This window comes from Pseudomonas sp. 15A4, assembly GCF_016925575.1.
GTDB lineage: Bacteria > Pseudomonadota > Gammaproteobacteria > Pseudomonadales > Pseudomonadaceae > Aquipseudomonas.
On sequence record NZ_CP068986.1, the window covers coordinates 1,250,577 to 1,267,717 of the forward strand.

14 protein-coding genes and 1 pseudogene are annotated in these 17,141 nt (G+C 60.1%); 2 read left to right on the forward strand and 13 right to left on the reverse strand.

The window, feature by feature from the left end; translation table 11 throughout:
* Nucleotides 1–22: 22 nt before the first annotated feature.
* Entirely contained in the window at nt 23–2,239 is a 2,217-nt protein-coding gene (locus tag JN403_RS05520; protein WP_240356824.1) for a glycoside hydrolase, read from the forward strand.
* 43 nt (nt 2,240–2,282) lie between these two features.
* On the opposite strand, the gene JN403_RS05525 is transcribed toward JN403_RS05520, so the two are convergent.
* The 13 genes and pseudogenes from JN403_RS05525 to JN403_RS05585 all read right to left on the reverse strand — a co-directional run bounded on the left by JN403_RS05525 (nt 2,283) and on the right by JN403_RS05585 (nt 15,677).
* Complete coding sequence (locus JN403_RS05525; RefSeq protein WP_205485992.1) at nt 2,283–2,909, reverse strand: class I SAM-dependent methyltransferase; 627 nt, start codon at nt 2,907–2,909, stop codon at nt 2,283–2,285.
* Nucleotides 2,910–2,952: 43 nt separating this feature from the next.
* Entirely contained in the window at nt 2,953–3,219 is a 267-nt protein-coding gene (locus tag JN403_RS05530; protein ID WP_122536754.1) for an acyl carrier protein, read from the reverse strand.
* 680 nt (nt 3,220–3,899) lie between these two features.
* The gene (locus tag JN403_RS05535) at nt 3,900–4,544 is read right to left on the reverse strand and encodes a methionine ABC transporter permease (RefSeq protein ID WP_122536756.1); all 645 of its coding nucleotides are present in this window, start codon (nt 4,542–4,544) and stop codon (nt 3,900–3,902) included.
* Nucleotides 4,534–5,664, reverse strand: a complete 1,131-nt coding sequence (locus JN403_RS05540; RefSeq protein ID WP_205486002.1) for an ATP-binding cassette domain-containing protein — start codon at nt 5,662–5,664, stop codon at nt 4,534–4,536. The genes JN403_RS05535 and JN403_RS05540 overlap by 11 nt, the downstream gene beginning before the upstream one ends.
* Before the next feature lie 2 nt (nt 5,665–5,666).
* Nucleotides 5,667–6,461, reverse strand: a complete 795-nt coding sequence (locus JN403_RS05545) for a MetQ/NlpA family ABC transporter substrate-binding protein (protein ID WP_205486004.1) — start codon at nt 6,459–6,461, stop codon at nt 5,667–5,669.
* 128 nt (nt 6,462–6,589) lie between these two features.
* Nucleotides 6,590–7,929, reverse strand: a pseudogene (locus JN403_RS05550) (LLM class flavin-dependent oxidoreductase); the annotation flags it as partial.
* Nucleotides 7,929–9,134 (reverse strand): SfnB family sulfur acquisition oxidoreductase, encoded by a 1,206-nt coding sequence (locus JN403_RS05555; protein WP_205487237.1) that lies wholly within the window; start codon nt 9,132–9,134, stop codon nt 7,929–7,931. The gene JN403_RS05555 and the pseudogene JN403_RS05550, both read right to left, overlap by 1 nt.
* 37 nt (nt 9,135–9,171) lie before the next feature.
* Nucleotides 9,172–10,413 (reverse strand): SfnB family sulfur acquisition oxidoreductase, encoded by a 1,242-nt coding sequence (locus JN403_RS05560; protein ID WP_205486006.1) that lies wholly within the window; start codon nt 10,411–10,413, stop codon nt 9,172–9,174.
* Between the two features lie 515 nt (nt 10,414–10,928).
* On the reverse strand, nt 10,929–11,663 hold the full coding sequence (locus tag JN403_RS05565) for a hypothetical protein (RefSeq protein ID WP_205486008.1): 735 nt from the start codon (nt 11,661–11,663) through the stop codon (nt 10,929–10,931).
* Nucleotides 11,664–12,235: 572 nt separating this feature from the next.
* Nucleotides 12,236–12,979, reverse strand: a complete 744-nt coding sequence (tcyN, locus tag JN403_RS05570) for an L-cystine ABC transporter ATP-binding protein TcyN (protein WP_122536761.1) — start codon at nt 12,977–12,979, stop codon at nt 12,236–12,238.
* A 3-nt stretch (nt 12,980–12,982) separates the two neighbouring features.
* The gene (gene tcyL, locus JN403_RS05575) at nt 12,983–13,651 is read right to left on the reverse strand and encodes a cystine ABC transporter permease (RefSeq protein WP_172610062.1); all 669 of its coding nucleotides are present in this window, start codon (nt 13,649–13,651) and stop codon (nt 12,983–12,985) included.
* Complete coding sequence (gene tcyJ, locus JN403_RS05580) at nt 13,648–14,445, reverse strand: cystine ABC transporter substrate-binding protein (RefSeq protein ID WP_205486010.1); 798 nt, start codon at nt 14,443–14,445, stop codon at nt 13,648–13,650. The genes tcyL and tcyJ overlap by 4 nt, the downstream gene beginning before the upstream one ends.
* Before the next feature lie 230 nt (nt 14,446–14,675).
* Nucleotides 14,676–15,677, reverse strand: coding sequence for a D-cysteine desulfhydrase (locus JN403_RS05585; protein WP_205486012.1), 1,002 nt, complete (start codon nt 15,675–15,677; stop codon nt 14,676–14,678).
* A gap of 206 nt (nt 15,678–15,883) precedes the next feature.
* Here JN403_RS05585 and epsC point away from each other — a divergent pair, with 206 nt between their 5' ends.
* Nucleotides 15,884–16,837: a serine O-acetyltransferase EpsC gene (gene epsC, locus JN403_RS05590; RefSeq protein ID WP_065991374.1), complete on the forward strand. Its 954-nt coding sequence runs from the start codon at nt 15,884–15,886 to the stop codon at nt 16,835–16,837.
* Nucleotides 16,838–17,141 lie beyond the last annotated feature (304 nt).

Genomic DNA, 17,141 nt, shown 5'->3' on the forward strand with positions numbered 1-17,141 from the left:
AGTACGCTTGTGTGTCTGCCTCTTGTTGGGCTGGCTGCTCCCGTTCGGCAGTTCGGCCGAGACGTTGGAAAACGATTTCTGGCGGGTGAACGTTGACCCGCAGACACTCGCGGTCCGCGTCTCGCCAACCGGGCAACCTGCTTTGCAGGCATCAAGCGGGGTCCAGGCGCATCGCGTCAGTGAGCTCAAGGCTTCGCAGGACTCCCTCGCGTGGCAGTGGGACGACGGCGCCTGGCATCTCGAAGTCCGGCTGCAGCAACGTGACCTCTTGCTGACCATCAAGGCCCGGGATGCCGGAGTGCTGGAGTTCCTGAATCAGCCCGGCGAGGCCATGGGCAAAGCGCTGATCTGGCCGATGGCGGAGGGTCATTACGTCCCTCGGGGGGACAGTGTCTGGCAACAGTTTCTGGTGGCCCAGGGCGAGATCAACACCACGCAGGACCTGAGCTTGCCGCTGTGGGGAATGGACCACGGCGCGTTCACCCTGACCTGGCTGTTGACCAACCCGTTCAATAATCGTCTGAGCCTGTATTCGCAGGGTGTCGCGCTGGGGTTGTCCGCTACTCATGAGTTCACGGCGCTGGATGTCAGTGCGCCAATGACCTTTCGCCTGTCTCTGGACGCTCCCGATCCGCTGGCCGGTGCGAGGCGCTATCGGCAGTGGCTCATCGACAATGGCGAATATCAGACGCTCGAAAGCAAGTTCGAGAAAACCCCGGAGGGGCGCAAGCTGCTCGGCGCCGCCCACGTGTATCTGTGGGGCAACGACTTGCTCGCGCCTGGGGACGTTAAATCATGGGAGCGCCTGACTCAGGTACTTGCGTCCGACGAACCACTGGCCGTGCAACTGCGCAAGCGGCTGGATAAACAGGCCTTGATTGCGCTGAGTGGAAGCCATGGGCAGTTGCAACACTGGCAACGGGTCGCCCTGCTGCGCAGTCTCAACAGCGCGCTCAACTCTGTCGCAAGGCAAGCCTGGCAACGTGATGCCCAGCCCGACATGTCGCGGTTGGCCTCGCGTTACAGCGAGCTCCGCGAGGAAGTTGCCCGCCTGTTCGCTGGCGCCCTTGCTGACGACCCCTCAACCTGGGGCGGCGCGCTGTCCGTTAAGGGCGTCAAAGATCTGCAAGCATCCGGTTTGTCCCGTCTGTGGCTTGGGCTCGGCGAAGGTTGGGAGGGTGGGCTCTGGCATCCCGAGGCCGTTCGCGCCGCCGTACAGGCAGGCTATCTGATTGCGCCCTATGACTCCTACGAAACGGCTCTGGCGACCCATGAAAACCCGGACTGGGTCACCGCTCACCTGGGCAGTGACGCGCATCGTCAATGCGCCATCGTGCTGAAGGACGGCACGTTCAAGGCAGGTTTTCAGCAGTCCGGGCATTACACCGATCCACGTTGTGTCCGGCCGTTAATGGAGGCACGAATTACGTCTGTCCAGGCCGCCGCCGGTTTCAACAGTTGGTTTCTGGATGCCTACGCCACGGGGATGCTGTTTGACAGCTATCGCCCCGGCGCGACCATGACCCAGAGGCAGAACGCCGCCGCCAATGTCAGTGCTTCGCAGTGGGTGGCTGAAGCCCGAGCGCTGCCCTCAGGTTCCGAGGACGGCAATGCTGTCACCGCCGCAGGCATCCTTTTCGCTCACGGCATGCAGACGCCGGTGATCGGCTGGGGTGATTCGGACCTCAGTCAGCACAAGTCCTCCCGCTGGTACTTGGGCAGTTGGTATCCGCCGGAGCAGCCGGACGTGTTCTTCAAGCCGGTGCCGCTCAAGGAGCCTTATCGCACCGTTCACTTCAACCCGACGACCCGTCTGCCGCTGTATCAAACCGTATTCCATGGATCAGTCATCACGACTCACCACTGGCTGTTCGACAGCCTGAAACTGGTGAATGTCAGGCAGCACAACGAGCTCGCTCAACTGCTTTATAACGTGCCGCCGCTGTTTCACCTGAGTGGCGCAACGCTGGCCGAGCGATTGCCGGTGATGCAGCGACAGGACAGTTTTTTCAGGCCATTGCACGAGCGTCTTGGCAGCCAGGCGATGACGGCATTTAGCTGGCTGACCCATGATCGACTGGTTCAGCAGACCACGTTCGCGGATGGAACAAGTCTGGTGGCGAACTTCGATGGCACGCCGCGTGAGGCAGTGGGCCGTTCGTTTGCAGGGCATAGCGTGACGGCGGTTGCGCCTGACGGAGCGGTCAGCGTTTATCACGCAACGGACGAGGGCGGCTGATACGCCAGGTTTTCCGAGTCTCGCTACGGGAGCCCTGCAGCGGTCAGGCCTTGCGCCACACGCTCGCCAGCCACGGCTGTTGATCTCTCGGCAATCCCGGCGGTCGGTAGTAATGCTCGACTTCGGTGAACCCGGCCTCGGTCAGTAACGCGCTCCACGATTCGAGATCATGAAATGAACCGAAGCGCTCGCCTTTCCAGCCTTCCTGATTGTCGCCCCGGGGATTGGAGCTGAACAGCACGCCGCCGAGCTTCAACGCGCCGTGCAGCTCGCGCAGCACCCGAGGCAACTCCTGACGGGGGACGTGGAAAAGCGAGGCGTTGGCGAATATGCCGTCGAAACGTTCGGCGGGCAGATTCAGCTCAAGGAAGTTCTGATGGAGCACATCGCAGCCGCTGTCGGCGCGGGCCATCTCAGCGAAGCGTTCGGAGCCGTCCAGGCCGGTGGCGATGTGGCCCATGGCAGAAAATGTCTGGAGATCCCGCCCTGGCCCGCACCCGAAATCGAGAATCTGGAACGGCGCCAGGCCGGTGATATTGCGCAGCAACGCATCAATGTTCTGGCTCACATCATGGTCGCGGGTCCCTTCGCGAAAGCCCTCGGCGACCTCGTTGTAATTGCCGAGGGTAGTGGCGGTGATCTGAGCGAGATCATGTGGGTCGAGTTTCATCGTGCGGCCGTCTGAGCGTGGAAAGCCGCCAATATACCCCCGCTCAGGTTTTGATCAATTGCTCAGCGAGGATCAAATCGACCACCTCGTCGATGGTTTCGATCCGTGCCCAATCTTCAGGCGTTGGCTTCAGTTTATATTGCCACTTCACCTGCATCATGAAACAGGTGAGATCGTCATCGATGATGTCGAAGTCGCGAATGAAATTGGTGGTGGGCGTGACGTTGTTTCGCGGGATAAAGCCAATGACAGAAACAAAAAGCTCAATCACTTCCTGAGTCAGTTGCGCCCGATCAGCTTTGTTTTGCATTTCTCGCCTCATATGCACACAGACCTATGCTCACCAGATCGAATACTGCCAGCCCTGCGGCCACGAAGGGAATTCCTCTTCCGATAACCCCGAAGACTCTTATTGTGCCGAAGGTGGCCTTTGCCATTCTGGCGGCCGTCGGATGGCGGATGAGTGTGCGGGGAAAAAGCGCATGCCGATCAGGCTGGCGAGGTTGGTCGTTCTGCTTGAGCCAGCGTGCACCCATGCTCCAACGGCTGTCTTGTTGATGGGAATTCCTGCTGAGGCCGTAATCGCTGACGTGGCGGTCAGGGCGTAATGCTCCTTCGTGCACTCCCAAAGCGTTTCAAACGTGGTTTCGGGTAACGATGAGTTGGTGCGCACGCCGTTAATTACCTCATGCGCGATGGCACCCGTTGTCCACGACTGCGAAGGGAGTATCAACGTGCCTGGGCATGAGGTCATCATCGAGCTTCGCAAATTAAATGCTACCAGGCTGGAAGGCCCAAGATTCACCCCATCTCTCTGCAACTCATGAACGGTGCTGAAAACAGCGTCTGATAGTTCCTTCTCTTGCATCTGCTAGCCTCCCTATGCTTCAACTTTCAAGGTTTGCAAGGCTAGCGGATTTAACTGAAGCAATTCCTTGCTCGAAAATAAATGGAGCTTTCGCACTTTGTCAGGGGAAAAATCCTACTCATTCACCGCTTATTCAGCCGCAATGCCAATCGATCCCCGCCCAACTGAATCACCGCCACCAAGATCACCAGCAACACGATCACCGTGAGCATCACTTGGGTGTCGAACCGTTGATAACCATACCGATACGCGATGTCGCCCAAACCGCCAGCGCCAATCGCACCGGCCATGGCCGACGAATTGATCATCGTCACGATAGTGATGGTAAATCCGCCGACGATGCCCGGCAGCGCTTCCGGCAACAGCACGTGCCAGACGATGTGCCAGCGGCGGCAGCCCATCGCTTGTGCCGCTTCGATCAAACCGTGGTCCACCTCGCGCAGGCTGACTTCCGCAATACGCGCGAAGAACGGTGTCGATGCGATGGTCAGCGGCACCACCGCCGCCCACACGCCGTAGGTCGTGCCGACGATCAGCCGCGTGAATGGGATCAGCGCAACCATCAGAATCAGGAACGGCACTGAACGGAAGATATTCACGAACGCGCCCAGTACACGGTTCACATTGGGCGCTTCAAAAATGCCGCCCTTGCCGCTGGTGACCAGAATCACCGCCAATGGAATGCCCAGTATCAATGCGATCAGCGACGACACGCCGACCATCAGGAAGGTGTCGATAACGCCCTGCCAGAGACGATCAAGCCACATAACCCAGTACCTCCGCCTGATGCGCATGCTTGCGGGCGCGATTGAGCAATTCCTCCGCTGACAGCGGCGAGTGACTCACCGCCAGCAACAGATGACCCAGTGCACGCCCTTGAATACGTTCGACCCCGCCATGCAGCAGGCTCACGCGTCCGCCCAAGGCATTGAACAGCGCGGACAGATCAGGCTCCTTGCCATCGCCGCCGGTGAATTGCAGATCCAGCACAACACTGGCGTGATGATCGGAAGGGTGCGGTTGCAAGCGCGCTTGAACATCCTCTGGCAGCGCATGTTGCAGCGGTGCCAGCAGTGTCTTGCTCACCTCATGCTGCGGATTGCCGAATACCTGCCAGACCGGGCCCTGCTCGACCACTTCACCTTTTTCCAGCACCACCACGCGGTCGCAGATTTCTCGAATCACCGCCATCTCGTGGGTGATCAAAATGATCGTCAGGCCCAGGCGCTGATTGATCTTGCGCAGCAGGCCGAGAATCGATTGCGTGGTTTCCGGGTCGAGGGCCGAGGTCGCTTCGTCGCACAGTAGAATCGCCGGATCATGCACCAGCGCCCGGGCAATGCCGACGCGCTGCTTTTGCCCGCCCGACAGCTGTGCCGGATAGGCCTTGTGCTTGCCTTCCAGCCCCACCAACTCCAGCAGCTCGGCGACTTTGCGCTGACGCTGCGCCTTCGGCACGCCCGCGACCTTGAGCGGCAGCTCGACGTTCTGCCAGACGGTTTTGGCCGACATCAGGTTGAAATGCTGAAAGATCATGCCGATGCGTCGGCGCAGCGCCACCAGCGCGTCTTCGTTGAAGTCGCCGATGTCCACCTGATCGATCAGCACGCGGCCGCTGCTGGGTTTTTCCAGACGATTGATGGTGCGGATCAGCGACGATTTGCCTGCGCCGCTTCGGCCGATGATGCCGAACACCTCACCGCGCTGGATATCCAGATCGATGCCCTGAAGCGCCGGCACCGGCCCTTGCGGGCTTTCATAGACCTTGCCCAGATTGATGAAGCGCACATGGGCGTGTTGCTTCTCCGGGTGCAGTTCTGCTCGCTCGGCGGCATGAGGAGCCGCAGCACCCTCAAGCGTCAAAGCCCGTTGGGCGGATGCCGTCATGATCAGTTCTTCCAGCCAACCTGATACAGCGAGCCATTGACCTTATCCAGGGAGGCGCGCACGACCGGCGAATGTTGGTAAATGTCGATGAACCTGGCCAGACGCGGGTCATCCTTATGGTCCGGTTTGATGACGAACTGAATGACGTATTCCGGGTGGTCGAGGCCGTCGAACAGGATTGCCGAGCCGGCATCGAAGGTCTTCGACAAACGAATGTAGGCCGGGTAGCCCTGCACCAGGTCGGCATCGTCATAGGCGCGCACCAGTTGCACGGCCTCGACCTGAATCAGCTTGATCTTCTTCGGGTTGGCGGTGATGTCGTCTTCGGTGGCCTTGTAACCCACGCCCGGCTTGAGGGTGATCAAGCCAGCCTTGGCCAACAGTTGCAGGCCGCGGCCACTGTTGATCGGGTCATTGGCGATTGCGACGGTGGCACCGGTTGGCAGCTCATCGAAGCTTTTGTACTTCTTCGAATACAGCCCGACGTTGTTGATGATGCCCGGCGCGTACGGCACGAGATCGAAGCCGGACGCGGCCTTGGCATTTTCCAGAAACGGAATGTGCTGGAAGTAATTCACGTCAATGTCGCCAGCGTTGAGGCTGACGTTGGGCGCGATCCAGTCGGTGAATTCCACCAGCTCGACCTTCAGGCCTTGTTTATCGGCTTCGGCGACGGCCGCTTCCAGCGGGATGGCGAACGCCGCCGTGGTGCCGACTTTGAGCGGTTGATCGGCAGCGTGAGTGACGCCGGCAAACAGGCCCAGGGACAGCGCGAGGGTGAGGAGGGTTTTGGTCATCAAGGGGTAATCCGTGTCAGTGGTCTGGTTGGAATTCTGGGGTGTCTGTGAAGCTGTCTTCGCGAGCGAGCTCGCTCCCACATGGATTGAGCTCGCTCACGCCTGTGATGGGGGTGCGCCCTGAAGCTCGCCCCGGCGTGCCGTTCCGGCAGTCTTGCGTCACCGTCTTCAAACAGCTTCTCGCGCAAGGTGCCGTGTTCGTACGCGGTCTTGTATGAGCCCCTTCGCTGCAGCTCCGGGATCACCAGATCTATGAAATCCTCGTAGCTCTCCGGAGTGATGATGCGGGTCAGGTTGAAGCCGTCCAGGCCGGTTTCGGCAATCCACGATTCCAGCTCATCTGCCACCTGCTCGGGCGAGCCGATCAGCGTGATGTAACGGCCGCCCAAAGCGTGCTGATCGAGTAACTTCTGACGGGTCCAGTCGTTGTTCTTGAGAATTTTCGTCGCTGACTGAATGGCGTTGCCCTTCACGTGCTGGATCGGCTCGTCGAGCGCGTAGTCGGCAAAGTCGATGCCGGTGGACGCGGCAAAATGGGCGAGCCCGGCCTCGGCGCTGGCGTAAGTCAGGTACTCCGCATGCTTGGCCCGGGCCGCTTCTTCTGTGGGGCCGACGATGACGTTGAGGCCCATGAACACCTTGATGTCATCCGGGCTGCGTCCGGCGGCCACCGCGCTGGCGCGGACTTTATCGACCTGCTCGCGGGTTGCGGGTTTGTTCTGCGCGCTGATGAACACGCACTCCGCGTTGCTGCCGGCAAACTGCAGACCGCGCTCGGAGCTTCCGGCCTGAAACAAAACTGGCGTGCGCTGTGGCGACGGCTCGCACAGGTGATAACCCTCCACCTGATAGAACTCGCCGCTGTGCCGCACGTAATGGACCTTTTCCGGCTGCGCGTAGATGCGCGCCTGACGGTCCTCGATCACCGCGTCGTCCTCCCAACTGCCTTCCCACAGCTTGTACAACACCTCCAGGTATTCATCGGCCTGGTCGTAGCGGCGGTCGTGTTCGATCTGCTCGGTCAGGCCCATCGCGCGCGCGGCGCTGTCCAGATACCCGGTGACGATGTTCCAGCCCACGCGTCCGCGCGTCAGGTGATCCAGCGTCGACATGCGCCGGGCGAACAGGTACGGCGCCTCGTAGGTGAGGTTGGCGGTCAGGCCGAAGCCGAGGTTTTTGGTGACCGCGGCCATGGCCGATACCAGCAGCAGCGGATCATTCACCGGCAACTGGATCGATTCCTTCAGGGTCACGTCCACCGAGTTCTGATAGACGTCATAAACCCCGACGATGTCCGCGATGAACAACCCGTCGAACAGCCCGCGCTCCAGCAACTGCGCCAGCTCTGTCCAGTATTCGAGGGTCTTGTACCGGGTCGACGTGTCCCGGGGTGGGTCCAGAACCCGTGGTTGATGTGGCCGATGCAGTTCATGTTGAACGCGTTGAGCAGGATCTTTTTCTTGCTCATCAAATCGTCCCCCGGCGTGGCGGGTTGACGTCATTGAGGTAGTAATTGCCGATGGCGTGGTACTTCCAGCGCACCGGGTCGTGCAACGTGTGGACCCGCGCGTTGCGCCAGTGCCGGTCAAGGCCGTGCTCTGCCAGCGTGGCCTGGGAACCGGCGAGTTCGAACAAGGTGCTACCGGCTTCCAATGAGATCTCGGTGCTGATCGCCCGCGCTTCCGCCACGGCGACCGATGCCTGCGCCAGACTTTCCGGCGTCGTCTCAGCCTGGGCCCGATCAAGGCATTCGCCCGAACGTTCGAGCAAGGCTTCGGCGGCGTGCAGACGAATGCCGAGTTTGCCAAAGCTATGCAGCGTCAGCGGGTCATCAACGGCTTTTTCGATGCCGGAGTCGATCCAAGGCCGCGTGCGGGTGCGCACGAAATGCAGCGCGTCTTCAAATGCGGCGCGGGCGATGCCGGTGTCGATGGCGGCATGGAGGATCTGCGCCAAAGGGCCGACGGTGGTCGGGCGCTCGAAGGCAGTTTGAAACGGCACCACGTCATCGGCTTCGACATACACGTTATCGAACACCACTGAGCCGCTGCCCGTGGTGCGCTGGCCGAAGCCGCTCCAGTCGTCGATCACGCTCAGCCCCGCTGCGTTCGCCGGCACGAACGCCAACTGCTGCACGCCGCTGTCATCCACGACCGAGGTCGGTATGCGTTGTGCGTAAAGGGCGCCGGTGGCGTAGAACTTGCGGCCGTTGATGCGCCATCCGTTGCCGTCGCGGCTCAGTCGGGTGGTGCGGTCGTGGGCGGTTTTGGTGCCCAGTTCGGCCAGCGCATTACCGAAGCGTTGACCGGCGAGGACCTCGGCGTACAGCCGCGCCTGCTGCGCCGGGCTGCCGTTGACCCGCAGGACTTCCAGCGCGTAGAAGTGGTTTTGCGGGATCTGCCCTAGCGAAGCGTCGGCCGCAGAGATGATTCGGATGACTCCGGCCAGGGTGATATTGGACACGCCTGCGCCACCAAAGGCCTTCGGCACGCTGATGCCCCACAGGCCCGAGCGCGAAAACGCCTCCAGTTCCTGATGGGGAAGCCGCCGTTCACGATCTCGAATGGCACTCTGTTGTCTGAAATTTTCCGCCAACGTGCGCGCGATGCGCAGCGCCTCGGTGTCGTCACGAATGATCGCGGTCACGGCGGTCGCCTGCGTGTCACGCGGCAAGGGTTGAAGGCTCATAGGTGTGCTTCCAGTGGTCTGGTTATATCCAGGAGTGACGGGCAGGCAGGGCGCCATTCAGGTGCCAGGCGCCGACGGCGTGGACCTTCCAGCGCACCGGGTCGTGGAGGGTGTGAACCCGCGCATTGCGCCAGTGACGATCAAGATTGAATTCGGCCAGCGTCGCGCGACTGCCCGACAGCTCGAACAGTTTTTCACTGGCGAGCAGGGCGACCTGTGTCGTCAGCACCTTGGCTTCGGCGACCACGATGGACGCCCGCGCCGCTGAGTGTTCGTCGATGGGTTCGGCGGCAATTTCATCCAGCACACGGCCGGCCCTGCGCAACAGTGCTTCGGCGGCGTGCAGTTCGAGTTTCAACTTGCCGATGTCGGCGATCACATACGGGTCGTCGCTGGCGCGCTCGACATTGGCGTCGATCCACGGCCGCGAACGCTCGCGCACAAAACGGATGCTTTCGTCGATGGCTTCCCGGGCAATGCCTGCATCAATGGCCGCCTGGATCAGTTGCGACACCGCACCCTGAATGTTCGGCGCCAGGCCCAGTTTCCAGTTATCAACAACCCGCTCGCCACTCACGCGCACGTTTTCCAGCAGCACGCTGCCGCTGGCGGTGGTGCGCTGACCGAAGCCGGACCAGTCGTCGATGATGTACAGCCCCGGCGTCCCGCGTGGCACGAACACCAGCACCTGCTTGCCGTCGTCATTGATGGCCTTGACCGCGACCCAGTGGGCGAACAACGCGCCGGTCGAATAGAACTTGCGGCCGTTGAGCAAAAACTGATCACCGTCTGCGGTCAGTCGCGTACGGATATCGAGGGTGTTTTTGGTCCCCCGCTCGGGGCCGCCATTGCCGATGCGTGCGCCGCCGAGAACGCTGGCGAAGAGGGTTTGTTTCTGAGCCTCTGAGGCGCTGCCGATCAGCGAATTGAGAATACCGAAGTGGTTTTGCGGAATCTGGCCCACGGCAGGGTCGGCTGCCGACAGGATGGCGAAGACTTCGGCGAGGGTTACGAATGACACCTGTGGCCCGCCATAGATCCGCGGTACCGAGATGCCGCCCAGGCCACTGCGGGTAAACAGCTCGATTTCCGACCAGGGCAGTTGCCGCTCACGGTCTCGCGTGGCGGCATGGGTGCGCACGACGGCGGCCAATTCATGGGCCGCGGCAATCGCGTCGGCGTCGTCGCGCAATAGGTTGGCGGGGAGCAGGGGAGGAGCCACGTCCAGGGTGTGCTGGACAGAAAGGGCGTTCAGATCAGTCATGGTGGTGACCTTCACGAGCGCGAGCACGGGAGTCGTTGTGCTTGACCATTCGAACCTCGAATCAATACCGCTGTGGCGGCGAGAAAATTGACGATGGTCCGGTGGTCCGGTGCATATACCCTAAGCGTGTATAAACATTAAATAAACTCACATTTGGGAATAAGCATAGAAGGTGATGCGGCGGATGCCGTCGCCAGCGCCGTGGCTTGGGTGTAGGTCAGGCATGAACCGAAAGCCAGGGCCAGAATCATGTACTTGACGATATGTCTGCAGGGCATGGTGGACACCTCGTGAGGGGTTTCACCGCAGGCTAGCAGCCTGTTTTCGCGCAGTGAGGAGGTGACCTGTAGGACGCTAATGGAGATGATGTGGGAGGTTTCCCCTCAGTGACTGATCTGTGGCGTCGATCACGATTGCGGCATGTGATTGGAGGCGCGAGGCCAGAGGAGGCGGGCTGCAGACGTGTCGCAGCGCGCTGATGCTGCGCCGCGACAACGTCCTGAGGAGGGCCGATGTCAAGTTTCGGCCTCATCGGTCATGTCGGTCGCCACCTTGATCAACCGCGGCGGCGCCCAGCGCGAGTTGTTGCCGACACGGTCAATCACGCAATAGCTCACCTCCAGATGCGGATCATCGCCCGCCTCGCGCACCAACTCCGCCGGTACGTCCACAACAATAGGCATGCCGACGTCGTCTTGGGTGAGCGCTGGCAGATCCAGACGCATGTCGCCCCAGCGCAGGGTGATTTCGTCGTAGGCGTCCATGTTGGGATAAGCGTCGAGAGTGAGTTGCACGCCCTCATCGAAGTGGCGCGCCGTCAAGCCGCCTTGCATGACTGACTCGGCAAACGTCACGGGTGCCAGTCCCTGATTCTCATCACCCTCGCCGCTGACCAATTGACCGCCGGGAGTCTCCAGTTTGACCCATAGCTTGGCACCGGGGGACTTAATGGGTTCGCTGCCTATCTTTGTAACGCGATAGTAGGTTTTAACCTTTCCACTTCGAAGAAAACTTTCAGGTACATGTAGGACGGATGTATGTCCGATGTCAGACTCTGATAGAAGTTTTGATGCGGCATAACAGCCTCCCCAAAACAATTCGATCAAGTCACCGCAGTCCATCTCTGGCCAGGGATCAATGTGTACCTGCAGATCGGCCGCCGCAAGGGCGCCAATCCCGTGCTTGTTCGACTGCGGAAGGTACGGGGCCATCAGCTTGAAAGACTGCGTCATTACAGGGGTATGGATCATCTCTTAATACTCTTCGAATGTGCGCCTGGGTTAAGGCAAGTCAGGTGATTAATTCATCGCAACTGCAGCGTGAAAACGACTGGCACTAGTACACGCCGGGATGCGCAGGCATGGCAAACATTACAAACGGTGGTAATTAGAGGGTTGCCGTTTTGGAAAGAAAATACACCTAGAGCGATTTCAGCTAATTGTGTTGCGGTGTTTGTGTCAACGGTAATTAAGTTTTTAAAGTGTGTGTAACGCAAATGCAGAAGTTTCCTACACTCGGGCGCTGCTTATGGGGAGGGAGGTGCGACTGTGGTCCTACCTGAGCCGCCGGGCACGCGGTACTCCACAGTCAGCAAACTGATGAAAAGTGTCAGCGGCAGTTATTTGTGGGTGAAGAAATAGTCAATCAACGTTGCGGGGAAGTGGAGAGAGTGAGCGCTGTTTATATTGAAAAAACAGATAGATTGATTACGGTTAGCCGGCGTTGAAATAGTAGGACTTTTAGTGGGTCAACGCTTTTCTAAATATGAACGACAAAGAAAACGGCGCCTGTTGGCGCCGTTTTAAACACATTACGTGTCAGACTAATTCCTGCTGCGCTCAAGAAACTGCCTTGTGCGTTCTTCTTTGGGATTGGCGAACAGCGCTTTCGCCTCGCCCTGTTCAACAATGACGCCCTTGTCGATGAAGATCACCCGATTGGCGACGTCCCGCGCGAAGCTCATCTCGTGGGTCACGATGACCATCGTGCGTTTCTCCAGGGCCAGGGCGTGAATCGTGTTGAGCACCTCGCCCACCAGCTCGGGATCAAGCGCCGACGTTGGCTCATCAAACAGAATGACCTCGGGCTCCATGGCCAGCGCCCGGGCAATCGCTACCCGTTGCTGCTGACCGCCGGACAGTCGACGCGGATACGCGTCCTCTTTGCCCGCGAGGCCAACCTTCGCCAATAGCGCGCGGCCCAGCTCAATGGCCTGTTCGCGAGGCATCTTCTTGACCACGGTCGGGCCTTCGATGACGTTTTCCAGCGCGGTGCGGTGGGGGAACAGATTGAAGTTCTGGAAGACGAACCCGACATGCTGGCGCAGTTGCCGGATCAAACCCTGCTGCTGGCTCAACGGGCGGCTCAGATCGACTTTGATGTCGCCCACGATAATGCTGCCGCTCGTAGGCACTTCCAGTAGATTCAGGCAGCGCAACAGGGTGGTTTTGCCTGATCCGCTGGGGCCGATGATTGCCACCACTTCGCCCGGCTCGACCTTCAGGTCAATGCCCTTGAGCACTTCGTTGCCCTTGAATTGCTTGGTCAGTTTTTCAACCGTGATCATGCCTCAGGACTCCACATCGTGGCGGTTGGCCCGCGCTTCCAGGCGATTTTGAAAATGCGCCAGGATGCTGCACAGCACCCAGTAGATCACCGCAACGGTGAGGTACATGGTGAAAATCTCCAGCGTCCGCGAGGAGATCAGCTGCGCCTGGCGGAACACTTCCGGCACCTGAATGGTGGCGGCCATCGCCGTGTCCTTGACCAGTGAAATAAAGCTGTTGCCCAAGGGCGGCAACGCGGTACGTGCAGCTTGCGGCAGAATGGCGCGGCGCATGGTCTGGGCGCGCGTCATGCCAATGCTCGCTGCAGCTTCCCATTGCCCTCGATCCACCGAACCGATCGCGGCCCGAAGGATTTCGCAGGCATACGCGGCCATGTTCAGCGACAGGCCGATCAGCGCTGCGGTAATCGCATCCAGTTCAATCCCCAGGTCCGGCAGGCCGTAGTAGATCATGAACAGCTGAACGAGCAGCGGCGTGCCACGGAAGAACGACACGTAAACCCTGGCAATGGCACTGATGACCCAGATCTTTGACAAACGCATCAGTGCCAGGCCGAAGCCCAGCACCAATCCGAAAAACATCGACCCCAGGCTCAAGCCCACCGTGTAATACGCGCCCTTGAGCAGGAAGGGCGCGGAGTCCAGCGCGAGCTGAAGGCTCTCTGGGATCATTTGGTCACGTCAGCCTTGAAGTACTTGTCCGACAGCTTGGCGAGGGTGCCGTCGGCGCGCAGCTTGTCGATGGCTTTGTTGATCGCGTCCAGCAATTCAGGCTCGCCCTTGCGCAGCGCGACACCGGATTCCTGGCGGGAGAACGGTTCGCCGGAAACGGCCAGCTTGTCCTTGGTCTTGGCGACCAGTTCGAGCGCAGCGAGGCGGTCGACGAGGATGGCGTCGATGCGGCCGACACGCAGGTCCTGGTATTTGGTCGGATCATCATCGTAGGTTTTGACGATGGCATCAGGCACGTTGGCTTTCAGCCACTCTTCGTAGTTGGTGCCCAGGCCGACGCCGACTTTTTTGCCTTTCAGGTCTGCAGCCGTTTTGATCACGCCGACGTCTTTGGTCTGCACCAGCGCCTGAATACCCGACACGGTGTAGGGTTCGGAGAAGTCGTACTTCTTCTTGCGCTCGTCGGAGATGGTCACCTGATTGACCACAACATCCAGACGCTTGGATTCCAGCGCAGCCAGAATGCCAGCCCACGGTGTGGCTTGCAGCTTGACCTTGACGCCCAATTCCTTGGCCAGTGCTTCAGAGAACTCCACTTCAAAGCCGGTCAGTTTGCCGTCCTCACCCACGAAGCTGAACGGTGGGTACGTGCCTTCCAGGCCGACGTTGAGGGTTCCGTTCTTTTTGATGGTTGCCAGTTGATCGCCAGCCATAGCCTGGCTGACCAGACCCGTTCCCAGCACCAGGCTGAAGGCCGACAACAGAAAGGTGCGGCGGATTGCAGACATGTTCATGAAAGTCCCCTGTTTTAATTGGAATGTCAGGCAAGTATCAGACCCGACGAAGCTACGTTGGCATCACGCGTTTATCCAGCTTTTTCAGTCGCCTGCGGGGCTCTGCGCGCCGGCTGGCGGCGATCATAAGACTCGAATCCAGCGATGAAAAATAATAAAAAGCGGACCGCTTATCAGTTTTTCGAATAACTGGCCCGGACCGCCCTGTGAACAGGAGCGCGACCAAGGCCCTATCTCGCCGAGAAAACATCTGGATATGCAAACAAGGCAGGTGCGCCGCCGGTGTGGAGAAAGACGATAGGACCGTCCTCGAATCGCTGCCGACCAATGCCGTCGAGCAGGCCGGCCATGGCTTTGCCGGTGTAGACCGGGTCCAGCAGCAACCCTTCATGACTGGCCACCAGCCGGATTGCCGCCAACGTGCCGGCATTTGGCTCGCCGTAGCGGGGGCCAAAGTACTCATCCCACAGCTGCACCTTGAACGCGGCCGGCAGTGATTCGCCCAGCAGCTCTACCGTTTGCTCGGCCAAGCGCTGAACTTTGGGCGCCTGGGTTTCTTCCGGGCGCGACACGGTCACCCCAATCACCGATAACTCGGGCAACTCCTCGGCAAGGGCCAATGCCAGGCCGCTGTGGGTGCCGGCACTGCCAGACGCGAGCACGACGGCTGCGAATGAGAGGCCGCTTTGCTTGATCTGCTCGGCCAGTTCAAAACCTGCGCGCACATAACCCAATGCGCCGAGGGCATTCGAACCGCCGATCGGCACCAGGTACGGCTTTTTGCCGCTGAGGCGCAGTCGGCTCGCCAGGGCTTGCAGTTGCTCATCGGCGTTGTCGAGGTTCTCGACCAGCTCGACCTTGGTATCAAACAAATCCAGCAACAGGCGATTGCCGTTGCCCAGGTAATTGCTGTCGTCGGTTGCAATCGGGTTTTCCAGCAGCGCCACACAGCCCAGGCCAAGGCGGGCGGCGAGGGCGGCCGTCTGACGCACATGATTGGACTGAATGGCGCCCGCGGTGATTAGCGTGTCGCACCCTTGAGCCAGGGCATCGGCCGCGAGGTATTCGAGCTTGCGCAGCTTATTGCCGCCCATGGCCAGCGGCGTAATGTCGTCGCGTTTCACGTAGACGTCGCGGCCGGCCCAGGTCGAAAGGCGTTCCAGCTTTTCGAAGGGCGTGGGACCGCCGAGCAATTCCAGACGATTAAAACGGGCGAGCTCTTGTTTGATCATGGTGGTGTCGACAGGTCTGCAATTGGGTCGCAGGACTATAGGCAGACGGTTCCTACAGGGCAACCGCCCAGCGTCCTTCATACTCTGCGCAGAAGCCCCACGAAAATTGTTATTTTTTTGCCGCGAAGGGATATCGTAGAGTGATTCCACTTCGGCCGTTACAGCCTGACTCGCCGTTGAATTGAGGAGAAATCTGCGTGAGCACTATTCCCGACCTGTCCCCGGAGTCCTGCGCCGAGGGCGTGACCGGCCACTGGCAATTGCAGCGGATTGTGGGTGAATTGCGCGCCGCGCGTGATGACTGGCGTACCAGCAACGGCCGAATCAGCGGCGAGAAGGGCGGCCGCGAGCTGCCTTCGCGCGAGGCCATGCGCGACATTCTCGATGCGCTGTGCGGCGCGCTGTTTCCAATGCGACTGGGGCCGGTGGACCTGCGCGAAGAGAGCGAGGACTTCTACGTCGGCTACACCCTCGACGTGGCGTTGAACTCGCTGCTCGACCAGGCGCGGCTCGAATTGCGCTACGCCGCCCGGCAGAAAGGCCAGGATGCCAGCTGCGCGGATGTGCATGCGGAGCGGCTGATTCAGGATTTCGCCAGCGCGCTGCCGACCATTCGCCGCATCCTCGACACCGACGTGCTGGCGGCGTACCACGGTGACCCCGCCGCGCGCAGTGTCGATGAAGTGTTGCTGTGCTACCCGGGCATTTTGGCGGTGATTCACCATCGTCTGGCCCACCACCTGTACCACAACGGTTTGCCCTTGCTGGCGCGCATCAGCGCCGAACTTGCCCATTCCGCAACGGGCATCGACATCCATCCGGGTGCGCAGATCGGCCCGAGCTTCTTTATTGACCACGGGACCGGCGTGGTTATCGGCGAGACCGCCATCATCGGCGAGCGCGTGCGCATCTACCAGGCCGTTACGCTGGGTGCCAAACGTTTCCCGTCCGATGAAGACGGGCAATTGCTCAAAGGACATGCGCGTCATCCGATCGTCGAAGATGATGTAGTGATCTATGCCGGTGCCACGATTCTGGGGCGCATCACCATCGGCAAGGGCTCGACCATCGGCGGGAATGTGTGGCTGACGCGCGGCGTTCCGGCGGGCAGCAACGTCAATCAGGCGAGCCTGCAGCACGAGGATGGTTGTCCGAAGTAGCCCGTCATATCGCAAATTTCAGGGTGCGCACGCTGGCCTCTTCCCGGCTGAAGCCGGTCCCACTGATCGATCGCGTACATCGTGTGGGACCGGCTTTAGCCGGGAAGGCGGCGTGTCACTCCGCAATTTATTCAGTGCTTTGAAAACCCTCCCGAACCCACGGGACGAAAGGCTTTCGGCGTCCGTCCTACCCTCGCCTGAGTGAGCGTCATGCCACTGTGCATTAGTCTCTGGCTGTCTTTTCGTGCTTTAATTGAACGTTCAATCAAGTTAAACCGGTGGTTCGCTGCCCGCTGATCTCAGG

Excerpts from the sequence above, each read along its gene's own strand:
- JN403_RS05525 (WP_205485992.1), bottom strand. The coding sequence starts at position 2,909 with ATGAAACTCGACCCACATGATCTCGCTCAGATCACCGCCACTACCCTC.
- JN403_RS05530 (WP_122536754.1), bottom strand. The coding sequence starts at position 3,219 with ATGCAAAACAAAGCTGATCGGGCGCAACTGACTCAGGAAGTGATTGAG.
- JN403_RS05535 (WP_122536756.1), bottom strand. The coding sequence starts at position 4,544 with ATGTGGCTTGATCGTCTCTGGCAGGGCGTTATCGACACCTTCCTGATG.
- JN403_RS05540 (WP_205486002.1), bottom strand. The coding sequence starts at position 5,664 with ATGACGGCATCCGCCCAACGGGCTTTGACGCTTGAGGGTGCTGCGGCT.
- JN403_RS05545 (WP_205486004.1), bottom strand. The coding sequence starts at position 6,461 with ATGACCAAAACCCTCCTCACCCTCGCGCTGTCCCTGGGCCTGTTTGCC.
- JN403_RS05560 (WP_205486006.1), bottom strand. The coding sequence starts at position 10,413 with ATGACTGATCTGAACGCCCTTTCTGTCCAGCACACCCTGGACGTGGCT.
- JN403_RS05565 (WP_205486008.1), bottom strand. The coding sequence starts at position 11,663 with ATGATCCATACCCCTGTAATGACGCAGTCTTTCAAGCTGATGGCCCCG.
- tcyN (WP_122536761.1), bottom strand. The coding sequence starts at position 12,979 with ATGATCACGGTTGAAAAACTGACCAAGCAATTCAAGGGCAACGAAGTG.
- tcyL (WP_172610062.1), bottom strand. The coding sequence starts at position 13,651 with ATGATCCCAGAGAGCCTTCAGCTCGCGCTGGACTCCGCGCCCTTCCTG.
- tcyJ (WP_205486010.1), bottom strand. The coding sequence starts at position 14,445 with ATGAACATGTCTGCAATCCGCCGCACCTTTCTGTTGTCGGCCTTCAGC.
- JN403_RS05585 (WP_205486012.1), bottom strand. The coding sequence starts at position 15,677 with ATGATCAAACAAGAGCTCGCCCGTTTTAATCGTCTGGAATTGCTCGGC.